At 59.8% G+C, this 12,517-nt stretch carries 13 protein-coding genes; 8 read left to right on the top strand and 5 right to left on the bottom strand.

All coding sequences use genetic code 11. The annotated features are described in order from the left end of the window. Positions 1-88: 88 nt before the first annotated feature. Both H598_RS0100965 and rarD read left to right on the top strand, forming a co-directional pair. The gene (locus H598_RS0100965) at positions 89-553 is read left to right on the top strand and encodes a thioesterase family protein (RefSeq protein ID WP_028111321.1); all 465 of its coding nucleotides are present in this window, start codon (positions 89-91) and stop codon (positions 551-553) included. Between the two features lie 85 nt (positions 554-638). Beyond that, positions 639-1,529 carry an EamA family transporter RarD gene (rarD, locus tag H598_RS0100960; protein WP_028111320.1) on the top strand — a complete coding sequence of 297 codons (891 nt, stop codon included), beginning with the start codon at positions 639-641 and terminating at the stop codon, positions 1,527-1,529. A 47-nt stretch (positions 1,530-1,576) separates the two neighbouring features. Here rarD and H598_RS0100955 read toward each other — a convergent pair whose 3' ends face one another. Genes H598_RS0100955 through hemC form a run of 4 tightly spaced genes read right to left on the bottom strand, consistent with a single transcriptional unit; the run spans position 1,577 to position 5,665 of the window. Beyond that, positions 1,577-2,746, bottom strand: a complete 1,170-nt coding sequence (locus H598_RS0100955) for a heme biosynthesis HemY N-terminal domain-containing protein (protein ID WP_028111319.1) — start codon at positions 2,744-2,746, stop codon at positions 1,577-1,579. Then, the gene (locus tag H598_RS0100950; protein WP_028111318.1) at positions 2,746-4,008 is read right to left on the bottom strand and encodes a uroporphyrinogen-III C-methyltransferase; all 1,263 of its coding nucleotides are present in this window, start codon (positions 4,006-4,008) and stop codon (positions 2,746-2,748) included. Before H598_RS0100950 ends, H598_RS0100955 begins: the two co-directional genes overlap by 1 nt. 2 nt (positions 4,009-4,010) lie before the next feature. Further along, positions 4,011-4,733: a uroporphyrinogen-III synthase gene (locus H598_RS0100945; RefSeq protein WP_028111317.1), complete on the bottom strand. Its 723-nt coding sequence runs from the start codon at positions 4,731-4,733 to the stop codon at positions 4,011-4,013. Beyond that, positions 4,733-5,665: a hydroxymethylbilane synthase gene (hemC, locus tag H598_RS0100940; RefSeq protein WP_028111316.1), complete on the bottom strand. Its 933-nt coding sequence runs from the start codon at positions 5,663-5,665 to the stop codon at positions 4,733-4,735. The genes H598_RS0100945 and hemC overlap by 1 nt, the downstream gene beginning before the upstream one ends. A gap of 222 nt (positions 5,666-5,887) precedes the next feature. Here hemC and H598_RS0100935 point away from each other — a divergent pair, with 222 nt between their 5' ends. Then, positions 5,888-8,257, top strand: a complete 2,370-nt coding sequence (locus tag H598_RS0100935) for a class I adenylate cyclase (RefSeq protein ID WP_028111315.1) — start codon at positions 5,888-5,890, stop codon at positions 8,255-8,257. Positions 8,258-8,297: 40 nt separating this feature from the next. Here H598_RS0100935 and cyaY read toward each other — a convergent pair whose 3' ends face one another. Then, a complete protein-coding gene (cyaY, locus tag H598_RS0100930) occupies positions 8,298-8,615 on the bottom strand; it encodes an iron donor protein CyaY (protein ID WP_035414901.1) in 318 nt (105 codons plus the stop codon). Between the two features lie 78 nt (positions 8,616-8,693). Here cyaY and lptM point away from each other — a divergent pair, with 78 nt between their 5' ends. Genes lptM through xerC form a run of 5 tightly spaced genes read left to right on the top strand, consistent with a single transcriptional unit; the run spans position 8,694 to position 12,514 of the window. Then, positions 8,694-8,852 carry an LPS translocon maturation chaperone LptM gene (gene lptM / locus H598_RS27145; RefSeq protein ID WP_252008015.1) on the top strand — a complete coding sequence of 53 codons (159 nt, stop codon included), beginning with the start codon at positions 8,694-8,696 and terminating at the stop codon, positions 8,850-8,852. A 9-nt stretch (positions 8,853-8,861) separates the two neighbouring features. Next, positions 8,862-10,106 (top strand): diaminopimelate decarboxylase, encoded by a 1,245-nt coding sequence (gene lysA, locus H598_RS0100920; protein ID WP_028111313.1) that lies wholly within the window; start codon positions 8,862-8,864, stop codon positions 10,104-10,106. Positions 10,107-10,144: 38 nt separating this feature from the next. Next, the gene (gene dapF / locus H598_RS0100915) at positions 10,145-10,972 is read left to right on the top strand and encodes a diaminopimelate epimerase (protein WP_028111312.1); all 828 of its coding nucleotides are present in this window, start codon (positions 10,145-10,147) and stop codon (positions 10,970-10,972) included. After that, the gene (locus tag H598_RS0100910; RefSeq protein ID WP_051252219.1) at positions 10,969-11,631 is read left to right on the top strand and encodes a DUF484 family protein; all 663 of its coding nucleotides are present in this window, start codon (positions 10,969-10,971) and stop codon (positions 11,629-11,631) included. The genes dapF and H598_RS0100910 overlap by 4 nt, the downstream gene beginning before the upstream one ends. Further along, a complete protein-coding gene (xerC, locus tag H598_RS0100905) occupies positions 11,624-12,514 on the top strand; it encodes a tyrosine recombinase XerC (protein WP_028111310.1) in 891 nt (296 codons plus the stop codon). Before H598_RS0100910 ends, xerC begins: the two co-directional genes overlap by 8 nt. The last annotated feature ends 3 nt before the right edge of the window (positions 12,515-12,517 follow it).

Below are 12,517 nucleotides of genomic sequence, written 5' to 3'. Positions count from 1 at the left end.
TGCCATCACAAAAAGGTTGTGTCCCAATCCCGCAGGTGTTCTGATAAATGATTGAAAAACAGCCAATACGCATCGAGGAGCAGCGCCAATGACCGCCCTGACCCAGCCGCAGGCGCTGGAGTACGTTCGCCGCCTGTTTGTTGACCGCATTCCATTTCATCAACTGGTTGGCATTGAATTCACCCAGCTGAGCCTGACCCAATTGCAACTGCGGCTGCCGATGCGACCGCAGTTGGTAGGCAACCCCGCCCAGCAGATTCTGCATGGCGGTGTCACCGCCACCCTGCTGGACGTGGTGGGCGGCATCACCGCCTTTACCGGCGTGATCCAGAGTCGGGAGCTCTGGCCCGAAGAGGTACTGGCCCGACGCCTGAAGACCCTGGGCACCATCGACTTGCGGGTCGATTACCTGCGCCCCGGCCGCGGAGCGCTGTTTGTGGCCACCGGCACGGTGATCCGCGCCGGCAATAAAGTGGCGGTGTCCCGCATGGAGCTGCACAACGAGCGGGGCAGCCACATCGCCTTTGGTACCGGGACTTACCTGGTGGGGTAACACCATCATTGCATCCATGGCCACCGCAGGGGCATACTGTCGCTCCTTTTACGGCAATTGCCCCCGACTTCGACCAGTGTGACCCATGCAAAATCAGGAATTCCGCCACGGCGTGATCTACGCCATCATGGCCTACTGCATGTGGGGCTTTGCCCCTCTGTACTTCAAATCCATAGCCGAAGTACCGGCAACGGAAATTCTGATGCACCGGGTGATCTGGTCGTTCGTGATGATGCTGTTGCTGGTGGCCGTGACCGGCCAGTTCAGCGCAGTCCGGCGATTGCTTCGCCAACCCAGGCAGTTACTGACCCTGACCGTCACCGCCACTCTGGTCGCTGGTAACTGGCTGATTTTCATTTGGGCTGTCAATTCCGGCCGCATGCTCGATGCCAGCCTCGGCTACTTCATCAACCCGCTGTTCAATGTGGCGTTGGGGATGCTGTTCCTGGGAGAGCGACTGCCGAGAATGCAGTTGATGGCGGTGGGACTGGCAACCACCGGCGTGGTGGTAGAGCTGGTGCACTTCGGTTCCCTGCCGTGGATCTCCCTGGCCCTGGCCAGCAGCTTTGGCTTGTACGGCCTGCTGCGCAAGAAAGTCGCGTTACAGTCCATTACCGGCCTGTTCGTGGAAACTGCGATGATGCTACCGGTGGCGCTGCTGTTCTGGGCCCAGTTGGACTCCCCGACCTCCAACTTAGGCAACAATCCACTGCAGCTTAACCTGCTGATCATCGCCGCCGGGATCATCACCACCCTGCCGCTGCTGTCCTTCGCTGCCGCCGCGGTACGAATTCCGTTTTACATGCTGGGGGTGTTCCAGTACATCGGCCCCAGCCTGATGTTTGGTCTGGCCATCACCCTCTACGATGAACGGCTGGACCCGGCCCAATTGACGACCTTCTGCTTCATCTGGGCCGCACTGCTGCTGTTCACCTTTGACATGTGGCGTCAGTCGAGAAAAAAACGCCACCCCTGAAACCCACACAGCCCCGCAAGCGGGGCCGTGTCTGAGCAGGCGGACAACTACGCCAATTCCCGATCCAGCAACTTACGGTAGCTTTCCAGGGCACCGTTATGCTCGCCCAGTTGCTCCTGCAACTCGGCCAGCTGGGAATAGCGATAGCGAGTCGGCGCCAACTCAATGGCCTGACGCTGATACTTCTTCGCCTCCCGGTACTGGCGTATCTGCCGGCTGAGGTTGGCCAGGCAATCAAAGTACGCCGGCGACTCCGGAGCCGCATACTGTCGCTGCAGCTGATGAATCAGTGACTCACCGGCATCCTCACTGCACAGCGGCAGCATCTCCAGCAACAGTGCCTGCGGCGCCGATTTCGACAGCTGAGCCATCAGCACCTTGCGGGCTTCCGTCGGCTGTTGAAACCGGATCAACGCCTCGATATAAGCCTGGGCAATGGAGTCGAGCTTACGGGTGCGTCGCGGTAGTTGTTGCCATCGCTCCTGCACCGCTTCCAGAGACGGACACGCTTGCAAGGCACCGCGTTCAATCTCCACTGGCAACGCCTGCAACTGCTCCTGAGGCAACACCTTGTGCTTGGCCAGGGCTGGCGCAATGCGGGAGATGGCGTCCCAATCCTGCTGGCGCTGGTACAATTCATGGGCCAGCTTCAACACCGTCGGACGGGCTCTCAGTGACGCCGGCAGTGCCTCCAGGCACTGACGGCCGGCCGCCAGTTCGCCGTCCTGAATCAGGTAGCGGATGCGGGCAATGTTAACCGCCGCGTCGCTGCCGGGCAGGGCTTCCGCCTGTTTCAGGAACGCCTCCGTCTGCTCAGCATCCCCTTGGTGATGGGCAGCGCGGGCGGCCGCCAGGTAATTCACCAATGGCAGTTCACCGGCACCGGCCCCTTTCGACATCGCCGTCTGGGCCAGAGACCAGTTCTCCTCCGCCAGGGCCAGTGCGCCTTGCAGAGTAAACTTGCGTGAACTGCGCTGTCGCCAGCGCTTGGGCAACGACCAGGTCAGGCCGATGCCCTGAATCCCCTTGACCAGCAACCACTCCAACAGCTGCAACAGGGCAAAGCCCACCAGCAGCATCACCACCGCCGCCACTACCGAGGTTTCGATGGTGTAATCGCCGACGGCCAGCAGCAGGTAGCCTTTGTTCTCCACCAGCTTGGGGCCGACAATGGCACCGGCCAATACAATCAGGGTGTAAATCAGTAGCCTAATCATCAGCGATTCTCCCTGGCACTACCCAGGCGATCCGCCACAATGCGTTCCAACAGCGGCTGACTGTTTAACTCCGTGGGCAGGCGACTGGCCAGCTCCACCGACCGCAGCTCAGACAGAGTTGCCAGGGCGGCATCGATCTCGGCCGCATCCCGTTTGAAATAGGTATCGATCCACTCCGACGCGGTCCCCAGGGCCTTGCGATAGGCCTGTGTATGGCCGTGGTACAGGGCCAGCTGAGCCTGCATCATCTTACCTTTGAGGTGCTCTCGCAGGTACCACTCTTGCTCCGGAGCCAACAGCGGCTGCAGCTCCCCCTGTCGACGGCGGACGGTAATAAAGTCGTCCATCAGGGCGCTCCAGGTTTTCGCCAGATTGGCCCGCCAGTCATCCACCGACTCCGAGGGGGCATTGCTGGTTTCGGCCTGCGCCAGTTCAGGCAGCTCAACCCGATTCAGCGGCCACTGGTCCACCTTGGCAATCAAGGATTCAATGGACAGGGCCAGCCCGGCCAGATCCTGTCTGGGCAGCGCTTTAAGGGTGGCGATGTCGTCTTTCAGCGCCCCACGAATCGACGTCAGGGCATTGTCGTCCACCAGGTTCAGGCGCCGGTCAGCGTCCTGCAGCAAGGCGATGGCGGTCTGCACATCCTGTTCCAACCACAGTTTGCGGCCAGCCATCTGCACCAGGTAGTCCGCTTCGGCCAGTAGCCAGTCTTGGGGCCGCAGGTTGCGGGCCTTGGTCAGGGCAGACTGCAACTCGGCCACCTGCTTGATCATCCCCTGTTGCTGACGGGCCTGCTCGCCAATGCGCTGTTCCAGCATGGTGCGCTCAGACAGCATCTGAGTGCGCATCTCATCCAATTTACCGGTCAGGGCCTGGGACTGCAGCTGTTGTTGCTGACGTTGTTGCCACTGCCACACCGTGAAGGCGGTGGAAGCCGCCGCCAACAGCAAGGCGACGATGGCCACCAGAATGGCAATGCTGGCGCCTTTACTTTCTGCCTTGGCCGGTTGTGGCTGTGAGGGGCTCAAGGGGCGAGGTTCGGCCTTCGGGGCCGGGGTGGATTCGGTCTCAGAGGTCGGCTCAGAGGCCGGATCAGAGGCCGGCTCGGCGGCCTCGGGCGCCGCGTCGCGCTCCGGCGCCTGCTGAGGGGCATCGTCCTGCGGCTGGGCAGGGGTCGCGTTGTGATCAACGGTGTCTGGCGAGTCCAGTTTCGACTCATCGGTGCTGGGAGAGTTGGGATGTTCCGGCTTCTTATCCATTACTAACGATTCTTCCAGTTTGCTATCGACTCAATGATAGCGTCATCTCCTGCTCCTTGGGTTACACAGATGTGCTGGCACCCCAGTTTTCGGGCCGCCGCCGCCACCCGCTCCACCGGCACCAACAACAATTGACGTTGCAGCCAGGGTCGCTGAGGCTCGGGCACCACTTGAAACAGGTTGTGCAGGATCTCGACACTGGTAGCCAGTATGGCGTTAACGCCGTCCCGTTGCCAGCTTTGTACTTGATCTGACCCATTTATTTTGGGTATCTGGCGACGATAAACCGACCAATACTGCACCGATGCTCCCGCCGCCGTCAGGCGCTCGGCCATGGTCTCACGACCACCATTGCCCCGAACGATGACAAACCGCTGCTGGGCCACATCCGCCATCTGCGGCAGTGACCACACCCCTTCGGTGGTTTCGTTATCCGGCGGCGCGGTCAGGGGGGAGACCCCGTGAGCCTGCAGCGCCCGAGCGGTAGCACCGCCGACGGCGAGGTAACGAATCGGCGGCCAAGACAGCAACAGGCGGGCGGCGTAGTCGACCGCGTTGGCAGACACAAAAAAAGCCGCATCCACCCCAGCCAGAGGGGACGGACACGGCTCCGGTTCGGCGACGATCTCCATCATGGGGCAGCAACTTACCTGCTGCCCCATGGCCTCCAGCCGGGCGGCCAGAGACCGATTGCGACCCGCAGGGCGGGTCAGCAAGATGTGCATCAGGCCTCCCCGTACACCTCTTTGAGAATCTCACCGGCACCGGCGCTGAGCAGCATCTCTGCCAGTTCAATGCCCAGTTTTTCGGCGTCGGCCTTGTTGCCGCGCACTTCGTTACGCAGAAGAACGCTGCCATCCGGCTTGCCCACCAGACCACGCAGCCACAGCTGGTCGCCTTCCAGTTCGGCGTAAGCGCCGATTGGCACCTGACAGCCGCCTTCCAGGTGGGTGTTCATGGCACGCTCGGCAATCACTCGAGCACGGGTTTCCTCGTGCTCCAACACACTCAACAGCTCAAGCAGTTCGGCGTCATCCAGACGGGCTTCGATGCCAACCGCACCCTGACCGTTGGCTGGCAAGGACTGCTCGCTTTCGATAAAGCTGGTGATGCGGTGATCAAACTCCAGTCGTTTCAGGCCTGCCGCCGCCAGGATAATGGCGTCGTACTCACCCTCGTCCAGCTTGCGCAGACGGGTGTTGACGTTACCACGCAGATCACGAATCTTCAGATCCGGACGCAGTTCACGCAGCTGACACTGGCGGCGCAGGCTGGAGGTACCGACGATGGCCCCCTGCGGCAGCTCATCCAGGGTCTGGTAGTTATTCGACACAAAGGCATCGCGAGGATCTTCACGCTCACAGATGGTGGTCAGACCCAACCCTTCGGGAAAATCGACCGGCACGTCCTTCATGGAATGCACCGCAATGTCGGCTCGCCCTTCCAGCATGGCCACTTCCAGCTCTTTAACGAACAAGCCTTTGCCGCCCACTTTGGCCAGCGGCGTATCGAGAATGATGTCACCCTTGGTGGACATCGGCAGCAGAATCACCTCCAGGCCCGGGTGCGCTTTTTCCAGCTCGGCCTTAACAAACTCCGCCTGCCACATGGCCAGCGGGCTCTTGCGGGTTGCGATTCGAATCTCTTTGCGCGCCATAAGTCTCGGTATCCTTAACTAATATCGGCACTGATTTGCGCCGTTACCAACAACAATTAGCGCTCATGTTGCCAGCATTTCGTATTGCATTAAAGCAGGCACAGCGGTTAGCTACGCTTTTATCGCCCTAAATCTCGGAAAATTGATCCTTTTCACGATTTCTCGTCAACCCCGGAATAATGTTATCATGATCACAGTTTCCCCCTATTTTGTGAGCCCACATTGAATCAGGTTTCGGCCGATATCGCCCTGAGTAACACCCTAAATCAGGTTCGGCTTAAGCAATTCCAGCAGCTTCTGAGCCCACATCAGATTGCCGTACTGTCGACGGTGATCGGTGCCTTGCATTGCCCGAAGTCACGCTTATTGCCCGGCTGCCCGACCGCCGTCAGCGGCTTCGTCTCGCCACCGCTGTTCCGTCCCTCCGACGAGGACCTGAGCCACACTGGGCCGCTGCTGGGACTCTATGCCATGGGCAGCAGCGGCTCCCTCGGCCAGACCCGCAGCTCCGACGTGGATCTGTGGCTGGTTCATGAAGACGGCCTGGACAGCGACACCCTGGATGCCCTGCAGCAAAAGGCACAATGGCTCAGCCGCTGGGCCACCGAACAGGGATTGGAAACCCACCTGTTTCTGATCAATCCCTGTCAGTTCGGCCTGCCCTGCCAGCGCTGTCTGGATAAGGAACACAGCGGCAGCGCCCAACACTGGCTGCTGCTGGAGGAGTTCTACCGCACCCAGATCCGCCTGGCCGGCAAAGCCCTGGCCTGGTGGCCCGGCGCACCGACTCACCATCCGGCACTGCTGTCCCTCGGCCAGATCCAACATCTGCCCGCCAGTGAGTTCTTTGGTGCCGCCTTGTGGCAGCTGTTTAAGGGCATCGACCGTCCCCATAAATCCGCCCTCAAGGTGCTGCTGCTGGAAGCCTACGTCGCCGACTACCCGGATCAGCGCATCCTGCGCGATCAGCTGTGGTACGGGCTTAAGGCCGGCAAATCGGTGCAGGAAACCGATCACTATCTGATGCTGTACCAGCGACTGGAGCACTACCTGACCCGTCAGCAAGAACCCAGCCGGCTATCGATGGTGCAACGCTGCTTCTACCTGAAATGCCATAGCAACAGCGCGCCGGTGGATGACGATGACTGGCGGCGGCGCAAACTGACCAAGCTGGCGAAGCAATGGCAGTGGACACCGCTGCTGATCGAGTCGCTGGACCAGGCCCAGCACTGGCATGCCGGCCAGGTGCGCTGGTTCAATCAGCAACTGCAACAGTTGATGCTGGCCAGCTACCAGAGGCTCACCAGCTTCGCCAGCGGCCAACGCTTGCCCCGGCAACTGCAGATTCAGGACATGGGCATCCTGACCCGCAAACTCTACACCCAGTTTGAGTCGGAACCGGACAAGCTGGTGAGGCTGAATCCGTTATGGAGCCACGGCCTGGTGGAACCACACCTGACCCTGCTGCAGGTGGACGCCAGCGACGGCCACGGCGGCAACTGGTACCTGTACCGGCAACCACCGGACAAACGGCTGCTGTTTGGTGAAAGCCCCTTGTTCCACCACCGCAGCCGCCTGGCGTGCATCGCCTGGGCCGCCGCCAACGGTTTGGTGGACTTTCATACCCAGATACACTGTTTCAATGCCGGCCAGGGCCGAAGCAGTCGCTCACTGACCCGCTTGGCCCGTCAGTTCTGCCAGCAACTGCCGCAACCGGAAACCAGCGATCTGGAGGCCCTGCAACAACCCTGGCATCTGGACGAGATTACGGTGGTGGTCAACCTGGAACAGGATCCCTCCCGTCACTGGCACGGCTCCGAAGCGATGCTGGACCTGAGGGGCAATAAAGTGTTGTCCACCGGGCGCCCCAAGCGACCACTGATAGGGTCGCTGGAGCTGTTATGTCGCAACAGTTGGGGTGAGCTGCACTACCACAGCTTCGACGGTGAGCACGGCATACTGAAAATGCTGGAGCAACTGATGTCCGGCATCACCAATGAGCACTTGCCCCAAGTCCGGGTGGTGTCGGTCGGCCACAGAGCCAACCGTCAGATCACCGATAAGCTGCAATTTCTGATCGAGCAGTGTGGACGCTTACGCCAGCAAAGCCGGGCCGAGCAACTGCAGGTTCTGCCCTTGACCATCGGTGAGCATCAGTATGGGCTGCTGTTTTCCACTCAGGGCATGCATTGGCGGCCCGCCGATGAACTGCCGCCACTGCCGGAGCCTCTCAAGGAAGGCACCCTGCAGACGCTGCCGCAGCCGCGCCTGGGCGATGACCCCTATGCCAGCGCGCCGGCGATACTGCGGCTGCACGCCCGCAAGGGGATGCGACAGTACTTCGTGCGCGAGCGCCAGCAAGGGCTGGACATCTATCTGCTGGATGAAAACAACGTCATGCAACGATTTTTCCATTCGGTCACCCAGTTGAGCGCCCTGATCGACAACATCAGTGATCTTTATGTGTTTAAGCAGGAAGGAAAGTTTGGCGGTGGCAGCTTTAATCTGCCGCAGTTCTATCGACTGAAGCGCTGCAACGGCGAATTGACGGTGATGCCCCTGGCGGAATCGGAACTGCTGCAGCTGGGGTAGCTCCGCCAGCGAATCCACGGAGGGATTCGCTCGGCAAGCATTAAAATTGAATCTGCTCTCCACCCTGTTTGGCCACCGACTCGGCTAAGAAACTCAACAACTCCACCCCTTCACGCTCTTCAATCCATTGTCCCTCGACCTGACTGAAGCGGTAGCCACCAAACTTGGTTGCCAACCACAGCTGACACATCGCTTCCTGCTTATTCAGCACAATGTGGCTGCCATCGATGCACTCCAGATCCAGCACGTTGCCAGACTGCTCATAATCCAGCTCCAACTCACTGTCATCGATGGCATCAACGATGCCTTCCAGCGTGTCATCGGCCAGTTGGTGAAAGCGGCTTGTATCCATCGACATGATCTATTCTCTTTGTTTGCAATTGGCGGTTGGAATGCGATTATAGAGGGCTAAATTCCCAAGGTCATCGCTTTTCCCATGTTACGACTGTTTACCGCATTTTTTTGCTGCTGGCTGCTGGCCGGTTGTGGTCAGAAAGGACCACTGATGCTCCCCGAACCGGAGGCCGTCAATCCGCCTGCCTCGGAACACCCGGTCGCCGCTGAATCTGAACAGGAACGCGACCCTCAGCCATAGGACACCGCCATGGACCATTTCAGTTATCACCAAGGACGCCTGATGGCTGAACAGGTCAGCGTGGCCGAACTGGCTGACCGCTATGGCACGCCCTGCTACGTCTACTCCCGGGCCACCATTGAGCGCCACTGGCACGCCTTTGATGCGGCCGTCGGCGCCCACCCTCATCTCATCTGCTACGCGGTCAAAGCCAACAGCAACCTGGCGATTCTCAACCTGCTGGCGCGCCTGGGCAGCGGCTTTGACATCGTCTCCGGCGGCGAGCTGGCGCGAGTGCTGGAAGCGGGAGGGGATCCCGGAAAAGTGGTGTTCTCCGGCGTCGGCAAGCGCACCGAAGAGATGCGTCAGGCGCTGACGGCGGGCATTCACTGTTTCAATGTGGAGTCCGAGCCAGAGCTGCAACGCCTTAACCAGGTTGCCAAGGAGCTCGGGCTGGTGGCACCGGTGTCGCTGCGCATCAACCCGGATGTGGACGCCGGCACTCACCCCTACATCTCCACCGGCCTGAAGCAGAATAAGTTCGGCATCCCCATGGCCCGGGCCGAGGCCGCCTTTGAGCTGGCCCGGCAACTGCCTCACATCGACATTAAAGGGGTGGATTGCCACATCGGCTCGCAACTGACCACCCTGCCACCGTTTCTGGCGGCGCTGGAACGGCTGCTGGCGCTGATCGATCGGCTCGAACAACGCGGGATTCGAATTCATCACCTCGATGTCGGTGGCGGCTTAGGGGTGAACTATGGCGATGAAAATCCGCCCCACCCGGATCAGTATGCCGCCGAATTGCTGAAACTGCTCAAAGGCAGACCGCTGACCCTGATCTTCGAACCGGGCCGGGCCATCATGGCCAATGCCGGCGTACTGCTGACTCGGGTCGAGTACCTCAAACAGGGAGACGATCGAGACTTTGCGGTGGTGGATGCGGCCATGAATGACCTGCTGCGTCCCAGTCTCTACAGCGCCTGGCAGGCGATCATCCCGGTCACTCCCCGTTCGGGCAGCCCACGCCGCTACGATGTCGTGGGACCCATTTGTGAAACCGGTGATTTTCTTGGCAAAGATCGCCCCTTGGTGTTGGAGCCCGGCGATCTGCTGGCGGTGCGCAGCGCCGGTGCCTATGGCTTTGCCATGGCCTCCAACTACAACAGCCGCCCCAGAATTGCCGAGATAATGGCCGACGGCAACCGGGCCCAGCTGATACGGGAACGAGAAACCGTCAATCAGTTGTGGCAAGGTGAGCACTTACTGCCGTAAACTAATCAAAAACTTAAATTCCAAAGTAGGACAGCGTCTTGATCCAGTTCTCCAAAATGCAGGGGTTAGGCAACGACTTTATGGTCGTCGATGCCGTCACTCAGAACCTGTATCTGTCTCCGGAACAGATCCGTCGTCTCGGCGATCGGCATTTTGGCGTGGGTTTTGATCAGCTACTGATGGTGGAACCCCCCTACGATCCCGAGCTGGATTTTCATTACCGCATCTTCAATGCAGACGGCAGCGAAGTGGAAAACTGCGGCAACGGCGCCCGCTGCTTTGCCCGTTTCGTGCGGATGAAAGGGCTGACCAACAAGAATCACATCGGGGTCAGTACTCAGGCCGGCACCCTTAAGCTTCGACTGGTGCACGACGATCAGGTGACCGTCAACATGGGGCAACCGAGATTTGAACCGGGCCAGTTGCCGTTTCGGGCCAATAAGGTAGAGAAAACCTACCTGCTGCAAACCGACGACCAGATTCATCTGTGTGGCGCCGTCTCCATGGGCAACCCTCACTGTGTGCTGCAGGTAGACGACATCGACAACGCCGATGTGGTTGGCATCGGCCGCAAACTGAGCAAGCATGAGCGCTTTGCCAAGGGGGTCAATGTCGGCTTTATGCAGGTGTTGTCCGACTCCCACATCAAATTGAGAGTCTTTGAACGCGGCGCCGGGGAAACCCTGGCCTGCGGCACCGGAGCGTGCGCCGCAGCGGTGATCGGCCAGCATCAGGGAATTCTGTCGCAAAAGGTGCGCGTTGATTTGCCAGGTGGTACCTTACACATTGATTGGCCAGGCCATGGAAAGGCTGTAGAAATGACCGGGCCAGCCGTACACGTTTACGATGGTCAAATTGGATTATGAAACACGATCTCACCGACAGCCTTAACGATCTGAGTGCCAGCATGGTCAAAGAGTACTTGCTGGAGAACTCGGATTTTTTCATTCGCCACCCAGAGTTGCTGCTGAGCCTGCGGATTCCCCATACCGAACGCGGCACCGTCTCGCTGATTGAACACCAGCAACTGAACTTGAGATCCCGGGTGCAACAGCTGGAAGAGGAGATCACCTCGCTGTTGTCGGTGGCCTCCCGCAACGAAGACATCTACCGATTCTACAACCAGCTGTTCTTTGACCTGCTCAACACCCGCAGCCTTGACGAGGTCAACCGGGTATTGGTGGACAGCTTCAAGAACCGCTTTCGGTTTGCCAAGGTCCGGCTGGCCATTACCGATCTACAGGGGCAGTTTGATCAACCTGAGCTCAACCTGATTCTGCGTCGCCGCCTCAATGAACAGGGCTACTACCTTGGCCGACTCCCTGCACAGGAGCAGAACCCACTGGTGGCTCAGGACAACGGCTCGGTGGCACTGGTGTGCATCGGCGATCGCAGTCAACCTGTGGCGCTGCTGGCCATCGCCTCCAACGATCCCAGCCACTTCTCCCCGGACATGGACACCATGATGCTGGATCAGGTGCGCCAGTTGTTGGCCTACAAGATCCCGCAACTGCTGCATGGATGAGCCACTGCGCCAGTTCGAGCGCTACTTACGCAGCGAACGTCAGTATTCGCCCCACACCTGTCGTAACTACCTGAGAGAATTGAACCGATGCGCGCCCCTGTTGCAACAGCAGGGCGTGCAGCGTTGGCAAAGCGTCAGCCACCCACAGTTGCAGCAGCTGATCAGCAAGTTACACCGACAGGGGTTGTCCCCGCGCTCGCTGGCCCTGACCCTGTCGGCGCTGCGTCAGTTCTTCGACTTCCTGGTCGATGACGGCACCGTGGATCACAATCCCGCTCGCCACCTCAGCGCCCCCAAACAGGGCAAACCTCTGCCGAAGAATCTGGACGTGGACCAGATGGACCAACTGCTCAGCATCGACAGCGAGGATCCCCTTGCCGTTCGCGATCGGGCGATGATGGAGCTGTTCTACTCCAGTGGTCTGCGACTGGCTGAACTGGTGGCCATCGACCTCGATCAACTGGATGCGAAGGAAAAGCTGGTGAGAGTCACCGGGAAAGGGGGCAAAACCCGGCTGCTGCCGGTGACCTCAGTGGCCATCGAGTGGATAGAACGTTGGCTGACGCTGCGCCCTGGATTGACCACGGAGAGCGGCGGGGCTCTGTTTGTCTCCAACCGCGGCACCCGTATCAGCCCACGCTCGGTGCAGGCTCGCTTGGCGAAATGGGGGCAGCAACAGGCGGTCGGTGCCCGAGTGCATCCGCATAAATTGCGCCACGCCTTCGCCACCCACATGCTGGAATCCTCCCAGGATCTGCGCGCCGTTCAGGAGTTGCTCGGCCACGCCAATCTCAGCACCACCCAAGTCTATACCCACCTGGACTTTCAACACCTGGCCGAAGTCTATGACCAGGCCCATCCCAGGGCCAAGAAGCGTACCTGAGTC

It is taken from the genome of Ferrimonas kyonanensis DSM 18153 (assembly GCF_000425405.1).
GTDB lineage: Bacteria > Pseudomonadota > Gammaproteobacteria > Enterobacterales > Shewanellaceae > Ferrimonas > Ferrimonas kyonanensis.
The sequence above is the reverse complement of the archived record's forward strand: the minus strand, read 5'-3'. Positions and strand labels throughout refer to the sequence as shown.